Consider the following 19,254-nt stretch of genomic DNA (forward strand, 5'->3'; position numbering starts at 1 on the left):
GTCGGCGTATGTTATAATACGCCTGCCTCGGTCGCTCGGTTTGCCTTGAATTGCATCCGCTCTATGCACGCTAAGCGAACAAGCAAGCATAGGCTGTAAAATAGAAATTGCAAGTTAAAAAGGAGTATATGATTATGAAAACCATTAAAATATTTGATACCACACTGCGCGACGGGGAGCAATCTCCGGGATGCAGCATGAACCTGTCGGAAAAGATCGAGATTGCAAGGCAGCTGGAGCTGCTGAAGGTAGACGTGATTGAAGCGGGCTTTGCGGTTTCCTCGCCGGGAGACTTTAAAAGCGTGGAGACAGTCGCAAAAACGATCAAGAACAGCACGATCGCTTCTTTATCCCGCGCAGTGCAAAAGGACATCGACGCATCCTATGAGGCGCTCAAAAGCGCGGTTTCGCCAAGGATACACATCTTTTTGGCGACCTCCCCGCTGCATATGGAATATAAACTGAAAATGACTGAGGAGCAGGTACTGACGCATATCAGGGAATCGGTATCCTATGCGAAAAAGCTTGTGTCTGACATTGAATTTTCGGCGGAGGACGCTTCGAGGAGCGACAAGGAATTCCTGGCGCGCGCCGTGCGGACTGCGATTGAAGCAGGTGCAACGACGGTCAACATCCCGGACACGGTGGGTTACGCATTGCCGCAGGAGATGTACGACCTGATTGCCTACCTGAAAAAGAACGTGGAGGGCATTGACGACATCGATATTTCCGTGCACTGCCACGACGACCTGGGAATGGGCGTCGCAAACTCCGTAGCCTCCGTTGGCGCGGGCGCTACGCAGGTGGAATGCACGATCAACGGAATTGGAGAGCGGGCGGGCAACGCATCGCTGGAAGAGATCGTAATGGCGCTGCACACCCGCAGGAATTTGTTCGACGCGGACACGAACATCAACACCAGGCAGATTTACCGCTCTTCGCGCCTGTTGTCCAAGATTATCGGCGTATCGATCCCGCCGAACAAGGCAATCGTAGGGGCGAACGCGTTCGCGCACGAAAGCGGCATCCACCAGCACGGCGTACTGGCAAAACGCGAGACATACGAAATCATGACGCCGGAATCGGTTGGACTCACTACAAACAAAATGGTGCTGGGCAAGCATTCTGGAAGGCATGCGTTTGACGACTTCCTGAAAGAGCTGGGCTATAACCTCAGCAAGGAAGAGCTGGACGCGGCGTTCGTAGAATTCAAGGATTTGTGCGACAAGAAAAAAGAGGTCACGGAATACGACGTGGAAGCTTTGGTCGCGCAGAAGGCCGCAAAGGTTGTGGAGCACTTCCGCCTGAAACAGTTTGTTGTGAACAGCGGAAACACGATACAGGCAACTGCAAACATCACACTGGAGGACATGAGCGGCGCGGAGCAGGAACAGGTAGCGCTGGGCGACGGGCCGATCGACGCGGCATACCAGGCGATAGAGAACATCGTAAAGATGCCCCTGCAGCTCAATAACTACAAGATTAACGCGGTGTCCCACGGCGAGGACGCGCTGGGCGAGGTAGTGGTCAAGGTTTCGTCTGAGGGAAGGACGGTTACGGGCCGCGGCCTCTCGACGGACATTATCGAAGCTTCCATGCTGGCATATGTCAACGCGATCAACAAGCTGTTAGGCGCGTAAACACACGCACGATGGTGCACGTAATATTATTCGCGGACGCAAAGGCGGACGCACAAGATGCCGCTCTTTGGAGACGCGCCGTACAACTCAGGAAAGAGAAACGATGTACGGCGCTCTGCATCCACCTGTTGGAGCAACTGTAATTCAACGCGATACGGCTCCTCATTGCGGCATCCCGTGTGTCCGCCGGCAAGTGCTGATTGCAAGTGCGTCGCGAACGATATCACATACCTGTACGTGCCTGCCGCGTTTAAAAAAGGAGTATTTGAATGAGCAAGAAAGTATATACGTTCGACTCTACACTGCGCGACGGGATGCAGGGGGAAGGCATCGCCTTCTCGGTGGAGGACAAGCTGAATATTGTCCGCGCGCTCGACGGGCTGGGAATCGACTACATCGAGGCGGGGAACCCCGCCTCCAACCCCAAAGATCTGGAATTTTTCCGCAGGCTCAAAGGGGAAAAGCAGCAGCACGCACAGCTTTGCGCGTTTGGGAGCACCCGCCGCAAGAACATTTTACCGGAGGAGGATTCCAACGTCAAAAGCCTTCTGGAAGCGGATACCCCCGCGGTTTCCATTTTTGGGAAGTGCTGGGATCTCCACGTGGAAAAGGTGATTAACACCACTTTGGAAGAGAATCTTTCCATGATCGAGAGCACGGTTGCATATATGAAGCGGCACGACAAATACGTGGTATTTGACGCGGAGCACTTTTTTGACGGGTTTAAGGCAAACCCCGAATACGCGTTCCTCGCGCTTGCCGCGGCAGTGCGCGGCGGCGCGGACGTGCTTTGCCTGTGCGATACGAACGGCGGGACGTTTCCCACGGATATTGGGGACGTGACGCAAAAAGCCGTTTGTGAATTTCCGGGCGTGCAGGTTGGCATCCATTGCCACAACGATACGGGCATGGCGGTAGCGCAGACCATGTTTGCAGTAGAGGCGGGCGCGCGGCAGGTGCAGGGCACGTTTATCGGCTTTGGCGAGCGCTGCGGAAACGCCAACCTTTCCACGGTTATTCCCAATCTGGAATTGAAACGGGGATATGAGGTTCTTGGAGAAGAGAACCTCAAAAACCTGACGGAAACGGCGCGCAGGATTGCAGATATATCAAACATCTGGCTGCCTTCCTCCAGCCCCTATGTGGGCTCGAGCGCATTCGCGCACAAGGGCGGAATGCACATTGACGGCGTGAAAAAGATTCGCGAGAGCTTTGAGCACGTGGATCCGCAAAAGGTAGGCAATAACCGCAGGTTCCTGATGAGCGAGGTTTCCGGCAAGGCGACGCTGATCAAAAAGATACAGCGTGTGGATCCTGCCGTTACGGTCAAAGACCCTGTGGTGGGCGAGCTTGTGGACAGGCTGAAACAGCTTGAATTTGAGGGATACCAGTTTGAGGCGGCGGAGCAGAGCTTTGAGCTTGTGATCAGAAGGCTGCTTGGAAAATACAAGCAGTATTTTGCACTGGAATACTTCAAGATTATCGGCGAGCAGCCGCTTACCAACCAGGAGTATCCGTCCTCGGCGATCATTAAGGTAAAGGTGGGAGAGGAATCCCGCATTACAGGCGCGGAGGGCGACGGCCCGGTGCATGCGCTTGACCTTGCGCTGAGAAATGCGCTTAAGGGTTTCTATCCGTCGCTCGAGGACATGCGCCTTGCGGACTACAAGGTGCGCGTGCTGGAAAGCTCGGCGACGACGGCGGCAAAGGTGCGCGTTTTGATCGAATCCACGGACGGGAAGCACACATGGAATACGGTGGGCGTTTCCACCGATATCATCGAGGCGAGTTTCCTTGCACTCACCGATTCGATCGAGTACAAGCTGACGCTTGACAAGGTATAAAACAGGCTTAGGCTGTTATGGTATAATGGTTACGGCAATTTATCGCAGGTTTTGCATAACCTGCCTGGAGTGATATCGCTGTATGATACAAGAATAAAGGAGAGTATAAAATTTATGGGCATGACAATGACGCAAAAAATACTGGCGGCTCACGCGGGCCTTCCCAGCACCACCACGGGGCAGCTCATTTCCGTGAACCTGGACATGGTTCTTGGGAACGACATCACAGCCCCCGTCGCCATTCGTGAATTTAATAAGACGGGCAAGGAAGTGTTTGATAAAAACAAGATCGCGCTCGTTATGGATCACTTTACGCCAAACAAGGACATTAAGGCTGCCGAGCAGTGCAAGCTGGTACGTGAATTTGCAGGCAGGCACGGCATCGTCAATTTCTTCGACGTTGGGGAAATGGGCATCGAGCACGCGCTATTGCCGGAAAAGGGCCTTGTGGTGGCGGGCGACGCAGTGATCGGCGCGGACTCGCACACCTGCACCTACGGCGCGCTGGGCGCGTTTTCCACGGGGGTTGGCTCTACAGATATGGCGGCTGCAATGGCAACGGGCAAGGTGTGGCTGAAGGTTCCGCCGACAATCCGCTTTAACCTCCGTGGCGAGCTGAAAAAATATGTCAGCGGCAAGGACGTGATTTTGCATATCATTGGCATGATCGGCGTGGACGGGGCGCTTTACCAGTCCATGGAATTTGGCGGAGAAGGGCTTGCCTCCCTCACGATGGACGACCGCCTGTGCATTGCGAACATGGCGATAGAGGCGGGCGGCAAAAACGGTATTTTTGAGGTGGACGACCAGACCATCGAATACATCAGGGAGCATTCCGACAGGGAGTTCAAGGTTTATACGCCGGACGCGGACGCGGATTATGCCCGCGTGATCGACTTGGATTTGTCGCAAATCAAATCCACGGTTTCGTTCCCGCACCTGCCGGAAAACACAAAGACAATCGACGAGGTGGGCGACATTAAAATCGACCAGGTTGTGATTGGCTCGTGCACAAACGGCAGGATCAGCGACCTGCGCGCCGCCGCGGAAATCATGGTTGGAAGGAAGGTAGCAAAGAACGTACGCACGATTATCTTCCCGGCAACCCAGAAGATTTATTTGCAGGCAATGGAAGAGGGCCTGCTGAAGATATTTGTAGAGGCGGGATGCGCGGTTTCCACGCCTACCTGCGGGCCGTGCCTGGGAGGGCACTGCGGCATCCTCGCTGAGGGCGAGCGTGCGGTTGCGACCACAAACAGGAATTTTGTGGGAAGAATGGGGCATGTGAAATCGGAAGTATACCTTGCTAGCCCGGAGGTCGCCGCGGCAAGCGCGATTGCGGGCAGGATTGCTTCGCCAACGGATATCTGAGAAAGGGAGTTTGATAGTATGAAAGCAAAAGGCACAGTTTTTAAATATGGGGATAATATCGATACGGACGTAATCATACCCGCACGCTACCTCAACACCTCCGATCCGAAGGAGCTTGCCTCCCACTGCATGGAGGATATCGATACAGAATTTATCAAGAAGGTGAAGCAGGGCGACATTATGGTCGGCGAAAAGAATTTTGGCTGCGGCTCCTCGCGCGAGCACGCGCCGATTGCGATCAAGGAAGCGGGCATCAGCTGCGTGATCGCGAAGAGCTTTGCGCGCATCTTCTACCGCAACTCCATCAATATCGGGCTGCCGATTTTGGAATGCGAGCAGGCTGCGGACGAGATCAAAAACGGCGACGAGGTGGAGGTTGATTTTTCCACCGGAGCAATCCACGACCTGACGAGCGGAAAAAGCTATCAGGCGCAGCCGTTCCCGGAGTTTATCCAGGATATCATTTCATCGGGCGGGCTGATAGAGGCGGTGAAGCAGGACAAGCTGTAAGAACCGTCCAAAGCCACGCAAGGCATGGACGATGTGCAGAACTGTATGAAAAGAAAAAGGATATTGCATATGCAATATCCTTTTTTGCGTATGGGCGTTGTCAGCGGATGATAAAAAGCGTTCCTTTGATGGTAAAGCCGCCCCGCGCGGCGGACTTTTTGTTGAAGGCTTTGCGGAAACGGAGCACGGTTTTGTCTGCTTCCAATATGATGCCGGTTGTTTCGGGGGAAAGCCCGGGGTTGCCATAATAAGGGTATGTAAACACCTCCGAGCTTTCTACATAAAAGATTTCGCGCGCTTCCTCATCCGCTTCCTTCGCCTTCCAATACAGCGCGTTCAGGCGCTTGTCCCCATATTCCAGAAGAGCGCTGACAACGCGTATTTCCTGTTTCAGCTTCACCGCCGTCGCCTGGAAAAGCCGTTTAAATAAAACGCCCCTGCCCGGCTCGCGCCCTTGCAGGATTTCCACCATTTCCCAATGGTGTATTTGGTCGTTGACTCCCGTAAGGCCGCCTTTCAAAGCGGCAAGACGCTTTTTGAGGTTGTGGGGGACGATGGCGCGTAACGCCCGCACGTTGAGAAACGCCTGCTTCAAAGAATCGCTGTAACCTGCCTGATGCTTTACCCGGAAGGTCTGGCGGGTGGGATCGACAATATAGATGGGTATTTTCATGCTGTCTGCAAGCTCGTAAATATAAGGCTTTTGCAGGGTGCCGTCGTCCAGCAGCAATAGGCGGGTGGATTGCCGGACGACGCAATCCACCGCTTTCAAAATATCGTCGTAGCGGGCCATGCAGTTGAAATTGGTATGGTAATTGTGCAGATTTCCGCAAAAGTTCTTGAAATATATGGTGCAGGATATTTTTGTGCTGCGGCGTATGCTTTTCCTGTATTCGTCCACGATGCTGCTGAAAACAATATCGGAGTCCGAGCTGTCCAGCACCAAAAAATCGATCACATGGTGGCGCCTGAATAAATATGCAACCTGCAAACGGAGCGCGTCGCACAATTTATGGTCGGCAGCCAGATTGCGTTTTTTGCGGTTGTCGTAAAAGATACAGCCGCCCTCTTCCATCTGTTCCATAACAGGCACTCCTTTTTGGCAGCGCGGGGACAGGGCGCCCGCTCCTGCAATTTGTGCCGGTATTGCAACAAATGCGCATTAAAATTTGTTGCTTTCCCGGTAATTTAACCCACGGGCGGCGCGGAAGGGTGTAGACTGGATGATGTTGGGGTTTTGGATAGACAGCCTGCACCGAAGCGCGCGCGGTTGTGGGTTGATATTATTGTACTTTAAAGATGTCAATAATGCAATCTAAAGATGACAATTATATTTAATGTAAATCTATACTATATTTATTATGAGTGATGCAGAGCAACGTCTGAAAAAATTTGTCTTAAATAGAATCAAGGAATTGTTGAAGACAGATAGCAATAAAAGCTTGAGAACATTAAGCGAATTGATGGGACATCAAACATCGTATTTGTCTAATTTGTTGCGCCAACAAAAAATGCCGACGGTTAGTAGCATAAATACGATCTGCAAATATTATGGATTGACATTATCAGAATTTTTCAATATTGATCGTCCTGTAAATGAACCACTCGATAGAATATCAAATTTATTGGGCGAGAAAATGAGCAATGAAGATTTACTTAGGCTTTATGATCTTGTTCGAACGTTAGATAAGAGTACTCTTAGCACCTTGCTTAAAGCATTTGAAATGTATCGTGATAAAAAGTAAAAAGCGCGGAACCCGCGCTTTTTTAAATGCTGACTGCTTTGCCGGCCAGGACACAGGCGGTAATCCTTTGTTTTCCTGACTTTGAAATGGCATATAGATATGTTATTATTTAATTGAGGTGTTACAGATGGAGAATGTATTTACCAACAGAGAGGATATTGAGCTGTTGGAGGACGAATTTTCATGCGTGATTCATGGAGATTGTATCGATGTTTTAAGAAAAATAGAATCCGACAGCGTTCACTTAATTTTCGCCGATCCGCCATACGGGATTGGGAAGGATTTTGGTATTTCCAATGACAAATGGAATGACATAAGCGCGTATTTTGAATGGTGTAAATTATGGATCGATGAGTGCATGCGTATCCTGAAACCAAATGGCACGATGTATTTTATGTCGTCAACACAATATATGCCTATATTAGACAGGTATGTCGATGAAAAATATTATGTGATAAACAGAATTATCTGGACTTATGATTCATCCGGCGTGCAATCAAAAAAGCGCTTTGGATCACTATATGAGCCTATTTTGATGATCACACATAATTCAAGTTCACAGTATGTTTTTAATTATGAAGATATTGCTGTAGAAACGAAGACGGGCGCCCAAAGAAAGCTAATCGATTACAGAAAAACGCCTCCGCAGCCTTATGGTACAAAAAAGATTCCGGGGAATGTATGGGAGTTTAACAGGGTTAGATTCAGGATGGAGGAGTACGAAAACCATCCTACTCAAAAGCCGGAAAAGTTACTGGAAAGAATCATTACGACTTCCAGTAAAGAAGGTGATATTATATTGGATCCGTTCAGCGGATCTTTTACCACGTCGGCAGTCGCAAGAAGATTGGGACGTTATTCGATTGGAATTGATAACAACATCGATTATTACAAAATTGGACTAAGGCGCGCTGGAGTAACACTTGAGTATCATGGCGAACTGTTGAAAAAAGATAAATCACGCAAAACGAAAAACAAGTCAAAACTTGACCATGCAAACGTCATTGAAAATAATTTGTTGTATGAGGAGTAAACAAATGAAAGAATTTGTAAAAGCGATCTTGCAGGAGGAATTCATAGACCAGCCGGAGATCGATATTGATGCCTTATTTGATAGCAGCCCGCTTTTAAGGTATATTGATTTAAAAACAGGCGCTATTTATGGGAATAGTAAATCCAGAAGAAGTTTAGGCAACATTTATGCGATTTATGCCATCTTACATTTTTACCAAAAAGATTATTATAACAAACCTGAGGAATACAGGGATTTTGAAGGATACGAGTATACAAAATTATTCGCATTCTATCGAAGCTTATATGGTGGCAATAAACTTCAAAATCACGCGCTCAATTCACGGGTTAACGGTGAGTTTAAGAGTAAAATTGTTTCGAAACATGCAAATGATTTGATTATTAATAATTCCGGAAAATATGAGATACATATCGATTATTTATATGCAGACGGCGTCGATCTATCAAAATGCGCAATTAAAATCATTGAAGAATACATTAATTTGCTCCAGTTAAAGGACAACAAACTATTAGGAGACCTCGACGAGCTGATTAAGACAGATTCCTGCGCGACAAAAAAAGCCAAGCTTTGTGATTTACTAGATGAAAAAGCAGAGGCGAGGATATTTGAAATCATATCATATTCAATCTTGAAAAACCATTACAGCAAAATTAAAATTTACATTGGTTATACCGTAGACGAGTTAGAAGAAGAGTATTTAGCCTTGTATAAAACCGGGCGCACAAATGCGAATGATGGTGGTATAGATTTTGTATTAAGGCCATTGGGCAGATTTTTCCAGGTTACGGAAGTCAATAATTACGATAAATATTTACTGGATATTGATAAGGTACTGCATTTTCCGATCACTTTTGTTATTAAAACTATTAATTCCAAGGAACAAATTGAAAAAGAATTAGAGGAATATATCGAACAACGTTCAGGCGGAATGCGGGTTATTAAAGAACGATATCAAAAAGCAATCGAAGAAATAATCACGATAAATGAACTAAAGGAATGGCTGGAGGAACTATCGCCAGAATCCGTTGATGATTTGATCCGTGATATTAATTTGTACTATCATTTGGAATTGAATTTGCCATTTGAGGAATGATTTCCCTCATCTATAACATTTCTCCAGGCATAAACGTGCCGGCAAACCAGGTTGCAGGTAATTATTTAAACTAAAAAAGCGCGGAACCCGCGCTTTTATTTTTTATCAAGCATTGCTTTGCGCCGCGATCCAATCCACGATTGCATCAGCGGCTATTTGCTGCTGCACTTTGTTTGAAATGAGCGCTTCGCCGTCTCCGTTCTGGTGACCGTAGCTGCCAAAGCCGGAATGGTTGCCGCCGTCGATTTCCTGGTAGAGCGTATCTGCGGGGAAATTCACGAGCGCTTCGTTGTATTTATCCCAATTCAGCACCTGGTCTTCTGAGGCGGTGAGGCTGATTGCCTTCAATCCGCTTGCGGAGAGGTCGGAATTTGGATAGGAGGCCAAAAACACGATTCCCTTGATCCGCCCGTCTTTTGCGGCGTAATTTGCAGCCATAACCCCGCCGAGCGAGTGCCCGCCGATATACCAGTTTTCAATTCCGGGGTTCTGGTCGATCACGCCTTTTGCGCTGCCGCTGCCAAAAACCGCAAGGTCGAAAGGCATTTTCACGATAAAGCAGGAAACGCCCTGTGCGGCGATGTCGCGGGCGAGCAGGGCGTAAGCCTCTGCGTCCACTTTGCCGCCGGGATAGAATATCAAAGCGTTATTGCCCTCATTTTGATCAGGAATCAATGCAATGGTTTGATCTGTCTGCGTCACCGTCACGCCGCCGCCGGACGTCAGAGCGTCTTTCGCAGCGCCGGAGGCCCCGTAATTGCCTGTGCTGAGGTAAATGAAAACCGCGCACAGGAGTGCGGCCACAACCACAAGTATGACGATTTTCAGGATTCTTTGTTTTCTCATACGGCTAACCTTGATTGCTTATTTTACGTTGTGCCTGTATTCAGGGATTAAGAGGGGTTTTGTGAACCAATCGATACAATCCCACTGCTCGTGCTTTGTGACCACGTCAAACGCGTTCTGGAAGAAATCCCTGATTGCCTGATCCGGATCGGGAGTGGAAAGCGCGTCGTCCAGCGTCAGGAAGTATTCCATTTTCTGGGTGCTCCATATTGCCTTATCCGGCTTCAGCCTTTCCTGCCCAAGATCGTCCTTGATGAACGGGTAGGGCATGATGAAAAACGAGGGCGCGGGGAGGGTTTCGTCGCCCGCCCAGAAGCCAAATTCCATAAACTGCTCGTCAAATCCGTTTTGCTCGATCACACCGCCGCCGGAAAATGGGCTGGGCTTGCCGGAAAACAGGATGGCGGACACGTCAAAGGTTCCCCAGAAAAACGAAGGAATCACCTTTTTGCCACGGAAGGGCGAGACAAATTCAAGCAGGCGGTTGCGCGCGTATACGTACATGCTGAAAAAGTCCTTTGCCGCGCACGCGTCGTAGTTGCGCTTATCCGTATCGTCGTAAAATGGGGTTTTGGTGCTCATTTCCTGCGGGACTTCGTTGATCACCGTATCGCACACGAGGATGCCGAGCATCTTTTTGAAATCGTTGTAATACTCGCTGACCGACGTATTGTTGCGGAGCGAAAAACCAGCCGTATCGCCGGAAACCGTCTGTGTGAAAACGGTGGAGGTGTCAAGGTTAAGCGAAATCGTAAAGCTGCGCTCTCCATTGGGAATCAGCCCTGTGGTTAGCCCCTGCGCCGTGAAATCGAGCACTACGTGGCCCCATTCCGGCTGCGCGGGCATCCGCACAAGCTTTACCTTGCCCATCATTTGCGCGAGCATGTGCAGCGTATACGCCGTATCGGCCCATTTGTCATAATTTAAAGTTTGTACCATAAAAAAGAAACCTCCAAAAGTTATTATTTCGGAGACCTGGTTTTATTGTGGGGGCAACCGCTGCATCCGGCTGCGCGGTTACACTCGCTGCATCCGACGCACTCGCCCTTTTTCTTTTTTTTGACGATATAGGTGACTGCCGCCGCGACAGCGGCAACGATGACGACCGCCAAAATAATCTCAACCATAATTGTAAGCCTCCGGTGAAGGGACTTAACCGAGAAACAGCGAACCGACCTGGAAAATAAGGAACGCGATCACCCAGGCAACGCACGTTTGATAGAGCATGGTAAGGGCCGCATTCTTTCCGCCAAGCTCGCGCTTTGTGGTCGCAAGAGCCGCAACGCACGGCATATACAGCAGTACGAAGGACAGGAACGCATAAGCCGAGAGCGGCGTGAAAAGCGAGGTCAGCATTTGTTCGCCGCCGGTAAGTACCGACAATGTACTTATAACCGTTTCCTTGGCGGATAAACCGGTAATGAGCGCTGTGGCGGACTGCCAGTTGCCAAAGCCAAGGGGCGCGAATATGGGCGCGACGGCCTTGCCGATGCCCGCGAGGATGCTGGTGGAATTATCGGTTACGAAATTGAACTGGAAGTCAAAGGACTGCAGGAACCAGATGATGATGCTCGCGATGAAAATGATGGTGAACGCGCGTACCAGAAAGTCTTTTGCCTTATCCCACATGTGCAGCAGCACGCTCTTTGGCGAGGGCAGGCGGTAGGCGGGCAGCTCGAGCACAAACGGCACGGGATTGCCTTTGAAAATCGTCTTTTTGAGAATCAGGCCGGTGACGATTGCCACAATAATGCCCAGCACATAAAGGGAGGTCATTACAAGGGCCTGGTTTTTTACAAAAAACGCGGCGGTAAACAGCGCGTAAATCGGCACCTTTGCCCCGCACGACATAAACGGCGTAATGAGAATCGTAAGCTTCCTGTCCCTGTCGCTTGCAAGGGTGCGCGCAGACATAATTGCCGGTACGCTGCAGCCAAAGCCAATCAGCATCGGCACGAAGGAGCGGCCTGAAAGGCCGATTTTACGCAGGGAGCTATCCATGACAAACGCGACGCGCGCCATATAGCCGGAGTCTTCCAATATGGACAGGAAAAAGAAGAGGATTACAATGACGGGCAGGAAGGACAGCACGCTGCCAACGCCTGTAAACACGCCGTCAATGATAAAGGAGTGCATCCACGGGGAGACGTTTGCGGCGGTAAGCCCCGCGTCGGCAAGGTCTGTGACCGCTGCGATGCCGTCCTCCATGAGGCCGCTTAAAAGCCCGCCGATGGAATCAAAGGTCAGGTAAAAAATGAGCGCCATAATGCCGATGAAGATGGGTATCGCCCATATTTTATGCGTAAGCACCTTATCGATTTTGACGGAACGCTGCATTTCGCGCGTGCTGCTTTTTTGGGAAACGCATTCGTCGTACAGCTGCTCAATGTATTTGTAGCGCATATCCACGAGGGCAGCTTCGCGGTCTGTGCCAACGCCCTCCTCCATCTGGTCTATGATATGCTGCAAAATGTCTTTATCGGATTCGTCCAGCTCCAGCGCCTGCTCTAAGGGTTCGTCGCCCTCGATGAGCTTGGACGCGGCAAAACGCGACGGATAGCCCGCGGCAGCCGCATGGTCTTCGATCAGGTGGCGCGCGGCGTGCAGGGCCTTATGGACTTCGCCGCCGCAGAAATCGGTGCGCTTTGGAAGCTCGCGGTTTTTGATGACGCGCTTTAGCTCCTCCACGAGTTCTTCCACGCCCTGGTTTTTGGCTGCCGAAATCGGTACCACGGGAACGCCTATGTCTTCGCTCAGTTTTTTGATATCGATTGTGATGCCGTTTGCACGCACCTCGTCCATCATATTAAGCGCGATGACCATTGGCTTATTCAGCTCGATCAGCTGCAGGGTAAGGTATAAATTACGCTGCAGGTTTGTCGCGTCTACGATATTTAAAATCGCATCCGGATTTTGACGTATGATAAAATCACGTGAGACGATTTCCTCCGGCGTGTAGGGTGAAAGGGAATAAATACCCGGAAGATCGACGACGGACATGTCCTTTTCGCCTTTGATCCGGCCTTCCTTATGCTCTACGGTTACGCCGGGGAAGTTCCCCACGTGCTGGTTTGATCCGGTCAGTTGGTTAAACAGGGTGGTTTTTCCACAGTTCTGGTTACCGGCAAGCGCAATCAATGTATTCATGCGCCTTCCTCCATAAGCTCGATTTGCCGGGCGTCGTCCCGACGCAGCGTGAGCTGGTAACCGCGGATATGGATTTCGATTGGATCCCCGGACGGCGCCATCTTCTGTACCATGATGCGCGTGCCGGGGGTGAGCCCCATTTCAAGAAGCCTGCGGCGAAGCGCGCCAAAGCCCCCTACGTTTTTGATAATGCCCGATTCCCCGGGCTTTAATTGATTCAATGTGTGCATATCGTGATCCTGACACTCCCTTGTTGGCACATAGCCAAGGCTAACCACAGGACGCGACCTCCGCTTTTTCCCGCTATTAACCTACACTAATGGTAATAGAAAAGATACCGGTTGTCAATCAAAGGAAATGTATTTCCCAAAAGGAACGGCGGGCGCTGCGGGGCGGGGGAATATGGATAAAACCTGAAAGGAGGTTGCAGGGCTGTCATGCTATGGCAACAGCATTGCCGGACAACTGCCAAACAAAAAGCGGACGGGATTCCGTCCGCTTTTGCAGGATTCGTATTATGTTACATCCGCGCCGAACGCGTAGGTTGCAAGCAGCGCAAGCGATTCGCGCATATAAGAGGGTGGCGCGGTGTAGATCAGCGAGCGGTAGGCGAGGCCGTGCACGTCCGTCATGCCCGCGGCCTGCGCGTTGATCAGCCCGCGCAGTATGTGGTAATCGTTGGTTACGAATACGGTGGTATAGCTGCCTTCGCCAAAACGTTCGTCGAGTATCTTTTTGGAATTGACAAAGTTCTGGTGCGTGCTGCGCGACTGGTCTTCCACGAGGATGCGGTTTTCGCCGATTCCGTGGCTTATGAGGTAATCGCGCATTGCGTGGGCCTCCGGGATATCCTCCTGCGGGCCCTGGCCGCCGCTTACCACAATCACGCTGCCCGGGTTTTGCTGCGCGTAGCCGATTGCCGTATCCAGCCTGCGCGCGAGCGTATCTGACGGCTGCGTGCCTTTGAGCGCCGCGCCAAGCACGATAACAGCGTCCGCATTTTCCGGCGGAACGGTATTTGCGGCGACACCCATCCGTATACCAAATACTGTAAAAACACAGATCAGGAAAAGATAGCCGATGATAAAAATCCACTTGACCACCCTGCCAGGGCCGTGGGAAAACCATTTGTTGAGGTGCGGCGCAAAAATTCCATAAAGCAGCAGCGGGATTCCAAGAAGCCCGGGCAGCACGTTGCCCAGATTAAAGTTGTTCATGCTGAGCAGTATACCTGAATAAACCACAAATAACAGCCCGAGGGCAAATAATATGACGCGTAATATTTTTAATGCTTTTTTGTTTTTCATAAGCCCGCCTTGTTTTTTTGTTATGATACAGGGACGGGGCGCTGATGTCAACCGAATACGGCCTAAGTTAAGGAATCCTTCATTTTTCTTTCACCGTACCGTCGCGGTAAGCGTCCAGCAGCGCGGTGAGGTCGTCGATATCGTTTTGCAGCGCGCGTCCGACGTCCGTCTCTCCCACGGTGATGCGCTCCTGCGCGGTATCGAACACAACGTAGGTGGAAAGGATGTCCTTGTTGTTCAAAACCGCATCCGAAAGGCCGGGGAACGGCTCGTGGGACACAAGGCGTATGCCATAGGAATTATAAAACATGGTATAGCCCGCGATGCCCGTCTGCTTATGGTATGCCCGGCAGAAGCCGCCGTCGATCACGATGAGCTTGCCGCCCCCGCGCACCGGAAGCTCGCCATCCTTGGAGCGCACGGGTACATGCCCGTTTACGATATGGGAATATTTTCCGTCGAGTTCAAATTCATGCAATATTTTTTCGCAGGTATCCTGCTGCTCTACCCAGTGGTAGTAGGGATCCTTTACCTCTGTCCACGAATCCTTATCGTCGATAAACATACGCTCAAAGGTGGCGATTTTGCTGCGCCCAAAGAGGGGCGAGCGTTTGCCGCACCACAGGTACCAGAGAAAGTCGCGCCCGGTTTGCCTTGCCTGCGTTCCTTCCTTGGCGTAATACCCCTGCCGCGCGAGCGCGTCGGCATAATCCATCAGTTCTTTGCCCTTGCGGCACACGCCGCCAAAGTCGAAGGGGTAAAATTCCCCTTCCTTTGTCATGGGGATACAGCCGTGGAATAAAAGATTGCCGTTGAAGGTGAGGTAAATGCTGCCCTGCGAAAAGAGGAATTTGACATGGCGTTGCAGCTTTTCGCTTTGCATAAAGGAATAGATAAGCTGTGAAACCACCTCGGCCTCTTCCTGCGTCAGGTTATAGGGATGCTTGGGATCGATCGTGGGGAAGTCGTGGTCGTTCAGCCCGTAGGTTTTACCGTCGATGAGAACGGTCATTTTGTCAAAATCGATTTTGTCGAGGATCAGGCGGTCGTCCATGTCGTATTCCGGATGCCTCATAATGGTTTGGCCTTCCAGCTTGAACTGGATGATGGCGATTGCCTTGTGCATATGGTCCAGAAGGTCGGTATCGTCGGTGTAGGTTTCCTGAGCGAACAGCGCGAGCGGCCTCAGGTTGATGCCGTAGGCGGTTTCCACAAAATCGATGTTGGAATATTTTGTGCTGATGTTGAGCACACACGCAATGCACGCCGCGCTTCCCGCGGCAGCGCCCATCCACAAAATGTCGTGGTTTCCCCACTGGATATCGACAGCGTGGTGGGCCATAAGCTTATCGAGGATTACATCTGCATGCGGCCCGCGGTCGAATACGTCGCCGACTACGTGCAGCCGGTCTACAACCAACCGCTTGATCACTCCGGCAAGCGCGGTGATAAACGCGTCTGACCTGCCGATTTCAATAATGGTTGAAATGATGTGTTCGTAATAGCCCTGCTTGTCTTTATCGCCGTGGCTGGTGTGGAGCAGCTCGTCGATGATATATTCAAAATCCTTTGGAAGCGCCTTACGCACCTTGGAACGGGTATATTTGGAGGCGCACAGCCTGCAGATATCGATCATCCGGTATAGCGTGATGCGGTACCATTCCGCAAGGTCGTCGGCGTTCTTTTTGATATTTTCCAGCTTGCGCTCGGGGTAATAAATCAGCGTGCACAGCTCGGTGCGTTCCTTTGAGGAAAGCGTTTTTTCAAAAAGCATGTCAACCTTTTCGCGAATCACGCCGGAGGCGTTGTTGAGGATGTGGCAAAACGCGTCGGCCTCGCCGTGGATGTCGCTTACAAAATGCTCCGTTCCCTTTGGAAGGTTCAGGATGGCCTGCAGGTTGATGATTTCCGTACACGCCTCCTGGACGGTTGGGTATTTCAGCGACAATAGTTCCAGATACTTCGTATTTGTTTCAGACATTTTCAAAAACCTTTCGAAAAAAATGATGTCGCGCCAGCGGATGTGACGATGTGATATTCATAATGAAATAAACACTTGCAATGTTCGCACATCTCATATTTTAACGCATTTTATGAAAAATAGGAATGGATTTTCTGTGATTGGGGAAATTTTCTATGATATAATGTGTAGGAAACAGATTTTCAGCGATATGGGAGGAAGGATGAACTTATTTGGAAAATCCGGCATTTTGCTGTTTGACGGGGCGATGGGAACCTATCTTGCGGCAAAATACGAAGGCAGCGTAGCGCGCTGCGAGCTTGAAAATATCAAAAATCCGCAGCGCGTGATCGACGCGCACAGAGAGTATGTGGACGCAGGCGCAGATGCGATCAAAACCAATACGTTTGCGGCTAATACTTTTTCTATGGCTGCGGATATGGAAACAGTACTGCAAGTGATTGACGCGGGCTGCGACTGTGCAAAGAAAGCCGCGGGGCCGCATACGCATATTTTTGCAAGCATGGGGCCTATCCTGCATGCAGACCAGCAGCGGTGCGACAGCGAACGCCGCGCGATCATAGACCGTTTTGTGGAGAACGGCGTCAAATGTTTTTTGTTCGAGACCTTCGACCAGGCGCCGGTTCTGGCAGACGCGGCAAGGTATGTAAAAAGTGTGGCTCCGGATTCTTATGTGATTACAGAGTGTTCGGTTGCCCCGGATTTATATACGCAGTCGGGTGTTTCCGCACAGGGGATCATCGACGATTTGCATGAAGTGGGGGAGATCGACGCATACGGCTTTAACTGTATATGCGGCCCCCTGCATATGGTAAACGTAGTGCGCAGTACGGATTTTTACGGAAAGACGATTTCGATCATGCCAAACGCAGGATATCCGACTGTGGTTGGCGGGCGCACGGTATTCAAAAGCACGCCGGATTATTTTGCCGAGCAACTGAAAAAGATCAGGCGGGAGGGCGTGCAGATTCTCGGCGGCTGCTGCGGCACCACGCCCGAGCATATCCGCGCGGTAAAGCAGGCGCTTAAAAGCATGGAAGGGCAAGCGTATCCATATAAGCCGAAGAAAAAGGGGGAAACCGTTCATGCGGAAAGGAAGAGCTATACGCAAAAACCAATCGCAGTAGAGCTCGATTCTCCACTTGACGCCGATCATTCCTTTTTTGTGCAGGCGGCGAAGGACCTCCATGCCGCGGGTGCGGATTATATCACGATTGCGGATTGCCCCATTGGCCGTGCGCGCGCGGACAGCAGCATGCTTGCGGCGATGCTGAAAATGCAGTATGGTATCGAAGCGCTTCCGCATCTTACGTGCCGCGACAGGAACCTCAATGCTTCCAAGGCGCTTTTGCTGGGGTTATCCATGCAGAAGGTCAGGAACCTGCTTGTGGTGACGGGCGATCCCATTCCCAGTAACCGCAGGGACGAAATCAAAAGCGTATTCCAGTTCAATTCTGTTTTATATGCGGATTTTATCAGGGATTTGAACCAGACTGTATTTGCGGACAAGCCTTTTACCATTATGGGGGCGCTCAATGTAAACGCGCAGAATTTTGACGCGGAGCTTGCCAAGGCAAAGAAAAAGGAGAAAGCAGGGATGACCTGTTTGCTGACGCAGCCGGTGTACGACCAGCGGGCCGCGGATAATCTTGCGCGCGCGAAAAGAGAACTCTCAGTGGATATCTGGGCGGGCATTATGCCCGTTGTGAGCTACCGCAACGCGTGTTTTATCAACAACGAGCTTGCGGGGATTGAAATCCCGCAAAGCGTGTGCGAACGGTTTCGCGACGCGGACAGGGAACAGGCTGCAGGGCTTGCGGTGCAAACCGCGCTTGACGCGGCGAAGCTTGTGTGTGGCGTTGCGGATGGATATTATTTGATTACGCCGCTCAAACGGGCAGACATCGTGTGCGAAATCATAAAGGAGTTAAGGAAATGATTGTTATTGGAGAAAAACTGAACAGCTCGATCCCTTCCACGCTGGAAGGATTTCAGAAAAAAGACGAAGCGTTTGTCACAGGGCTTGCCGCGCGGCAGGCAAGGGCTGGAGCACAGTACCTCGATATCAACACCGGAATGTGCGATGATGAACCGGAGATGTTAAAATGGGTTGTGGAGCTTGCGCTCGCGGCGGCGCCGGAATGCGGGATTATGGCGGATTCCACAAATCCGGATGCGCTTGCGTTTTTATTTGGACAGGTGGAACTGAAGGATGCGATTATCAATTCCGTAACGCTCGAGGAGGACCGCCTTGCAGGCGTGCTTCCGCTCATCCAAACATATAAAACTGGAATCGTTGCGATGCCGCTTGACGGGGATGGGATTCCCAAGACGGCGGAGCGCAGGGTGGAAAACGCCGGGAGGCTGATCAAAATCCTGAGGGAAAACGGTGTTTCGGACGGGGATATCTACGTGGATATCGTTGTAGAAGCCGCAGCGACAGGGTGGGACTCTCCAAAAGAGGCGCTCGAGGCTACAGGCACGCTTCACAGGGAATTTCCGGACGTACATCTTTTGGCAGGGTTATCCAATATTTCATTTGGGCTGCCAAAGCGCGGCATAATCAACAGCGCGTTTCTGGCGTGCGGGATGTCGCAGGGCCTTGACGCGGCGATTATGGATATCACGAATCCGAATATGAAAATGCACCTGAAGGCAACGGAGATGCTTTGGGGCAGGGACGAATATTGTATGGATTACCTGCAGTCTTACCGGGAGCTGGAGGAGCAGGAATAAA

General features: G+C 50.8%; 17 protein-coding genes. 9 read left to right on the forward strand and 8 right to left on the reverse strand.

What is annotated here, in order from left to right; genetic code table 11:
- The first annotated feature begins 107 nt into the window (after window positions 1–107).
- The 4 genes from CHK_RS10210 (at window position 108) to leuD (ending at window position 5,365) form a co-directional block, all read left to right on the forward strand.
- Complete coding sequence (locus CHK_RS10210; RefSeq protein WP_268872434.1) at window positions 108–1,640, forward strand: 2-isopropylmalate synthase; 1,533 nt, start codon at window positions 108–110, stop codon at window positions 1,638–1,640.
- Window positions 1,641–1,909: 269 nt separating this feature from the next.
- Complete coding sequence (gene cimA, locus CHK_RS10220; RefSeq protein ID WP_046443961.1) at window positions 1,910–3,484, forward strand: citramalate synthase; 1,575 nt, start codon at window positions 1,910–1,912, stop codon at window positions 3,482–3,484.
- A gap of 114 nt (window positions 3,485–3,598) precedes the next feature.
- Window positions 3,599–4,855, forward strand: coding sequence for a 3-isopropylmalate dehydratase large subunit (leuC, locus tag CHK_RS10225; protein WP_046443962.1), 1,257 nt, complete (start codon window positions 3,599–3,601; stop codon window positions 4,853–4,855).
- A gap of 18 nt (window positions 4,856–4,873) precedes the next feature.
- Window positions 4,874–5,365 (forward strand): 3-isopropylmalate dehydratase small subunit, encoded by a 492-nt coding sequence (gene leuD / locus CHK_RS10230; RefSeq protein ID WP_046443963.1) that lies wholly within the window; start codon window positions 4,874–4,876, stop codon window positions 5,363–5,365.
- 100 nt (window positions 5,366–5,465) lie between these two features.
- Here leuD and CHK_RS10235 read toward each other — a convergent pair whose 3' ends face one another.
- Window positions 5,466–6,449: a hypothetical protein gene (locus CHK_RS10235; RefSeq protein ID WP_046443964.1), complete on the reverse strand. Its 984-nt coding sequence runs from the start codon at window positions 6,447–6,449 to the stop codon at window positions 5,466–5,468.
- A 277-nt stretch (window positions 6,450–6,726) separates the two neighbouring features.
- Between CHK_RS10235 and CHK_RS16130 the strand changes: the two genes are divergently transcribed.
- The 3 genes from CHK_RS16130 (at window position 6,727) to CHK_RS10245 (ending at window position 9,236) form a co-directional block, all read left to right on the forward strand.
- Window positions 6,727–7,110 (forward strand): helix-turn-helix domain-containing protein, encoded by a 384-nt coding sequence (locus CHK_RS16130; protein WP_082103507.1) that lies wholly within the window; start codon window positions 6,727–6,729, stop codon window positions 7,108–7,110.
- A gap of 127 nt (window positions 7,111–7,237) precedes the next feature.
- Complete coding sequence (yhdJ, locus tag CHK_RS10240) at window positions 7,238–8,143, forward strand: adenine-specific DNA-methyltransferase (RefSeq protein WP_046443965.1); 906 nt, start codon at window positions 7,238–7,240, stop codon at window positions 8,141–8,143.
- Between the two features lie 4 nt (window positions 8,144–8,147).
- On the forward strand, window positions 8,148–9,236 hold the full coding sequence (locus CHK_RS10245; protein ID WP_046443966.1) for a hypothetical protein: 1,089 nt from the start codon (window positions 8,148–8,150) through the stop codon (window positions 9,234–9,236).
- Between the two features lie 105 nt (window positions 9,237–9,341).
- Here the strand turns inward: CHK_RS10245 and CHK_RS10250 are convergent, their stop codons facing one another.
- The 7 genes from CHK_RS10250 to CHK_RS10275 all read right to left on the reverse strand — a co-directional run bounded on the left by CHK_RS10250 (window position 9,342) and on the right by CHK_RS10275 (window position 16,517).
- Window positions 9,342–10,082, reverse strand: a complete 741-nt coding sequence (locus CHK_RS10250; RefSeq protein WP_046443967.1) for an alpha/beta fold hydrolase — start codon at window positions 10,080–10,082, stop codon at window positions 9,342–9,344.
- Window positions 10,083–10,100: 18 nt separating this feature from the next.
- On the reverse strand, window positions 10,101–11,021 hold the full coding sequence (locus CHK_RS10255; RefSeq protein WP_046443968.1) for a DUF5996 family protein: 921 nt from the start codon (window positions 11,019–11,021) through the stop codon (window positions 10,101–10,103).
- A 23-nt stretch (window positions 11,022–11,044) separates the two neighbouring features.
- Window positions 11,045–11,209 (reverse strand): FeoB-associated Cys-rich membrane protein, encoded by a 165-nt coding sequence (locus CHK_RS16135; protein ID WP_082103508.1) that lies wholly within the window; start codon window positions 11,207–11,209, stop codon window positions 11,045–11,047.
- Window positions 11,210–11,234: 25 nt separating this feature from the next.
- Complete coding sequence (feoB, locus tag CHK_RS10260; protein ID WP_046443969.1) at window positions 11,235–13,229, reverse strand: ferrous iron transport protein B; 1,995 nt, start codon at window positions 13,227–13,229, stop codon at window positions 11,235–11,237.
- Window positions 13,226–13,507 carry a FeoA family protein gene (locus tag CHK_RS10265; RefSeq protein ID WP_330379245.1) on the reverse strand — a complete coding sequence of 94 codons (282 nt, stop codon included), beginning with the start codon at window positions 13,505–13,507 and terminating at the stop codon, window positions 13,226–13,228. Before CHK_RS10265 ends, feoB begins: the two co-directional genes overlap by 4 nt.
- 237 nt (window positions 13,508–13,744) lie before the next feature.
- Window positions 13,745–14,536: a YdcF family protein gene (locus CHK_RS10270; RefSeq protein WP_052740518.1), complete on the reverse strand. Its 792-nt coding sequence runs from the start codon at window positions 14,534–14,536 to the stop codon at window positions 13,745–13,747.
- A 79-nt stretch (window positions 14,537–14,615) separates the two neighbouring features.
- On the reverse strand, window positions 14,616–16,517 hold the full coding sequence (locus tag CHK_RS10275; RefSeq protein WP_046443970.1) for a fructose-bisphosphatase class III: 1,902 nt from the start codon (window positions 16,515–16,517) through the stop codon (window positions 14,616–14,618).
- A 202-nt stretch (window positions 16,518–16,719) separates the two neighbouring features.
- Here CHK_RS10275 and CHK_RS10280 point away from each other — a divergent pair, with 202 nt between their 5' ends.
- Entirely contained in the window at window positions 16,720–18,456 is a 1,737-nt protein-coding gene (locus CHK_RS10280; protein ID WP_046444283.1) for a bifunctional homocysteine S-methyltransferase/methylenetetrahydrofolate reductase, read from the forward strand.
- Window positions 18,453–19,253 (forward strand): dihydropteroate synthase, encoded by an 801-nt coding sequence (locus tag CHK_RS10285; RefSeq protein ID WP_046443971.1) that lies wholly within the window; start codon window positions 18,453–18,455, stop codon window positions 19,251–19,253. The genes CHK_RS10280 and CHK_RS10285 overlap by 4 nt, the downstream gene beginning before the upstream one ends.
- Window position 19,254: the final 1 nt, after the last annotated feature.

Source organism: Christensenella hongkongensis (assembly GCF_000981035.1).
Classification (GTDB): Bacteria; Bacillota; Clostridia; order Christensenellales; family Christensenellaceae; genus Christensenella; species Christensenella hongkongensis.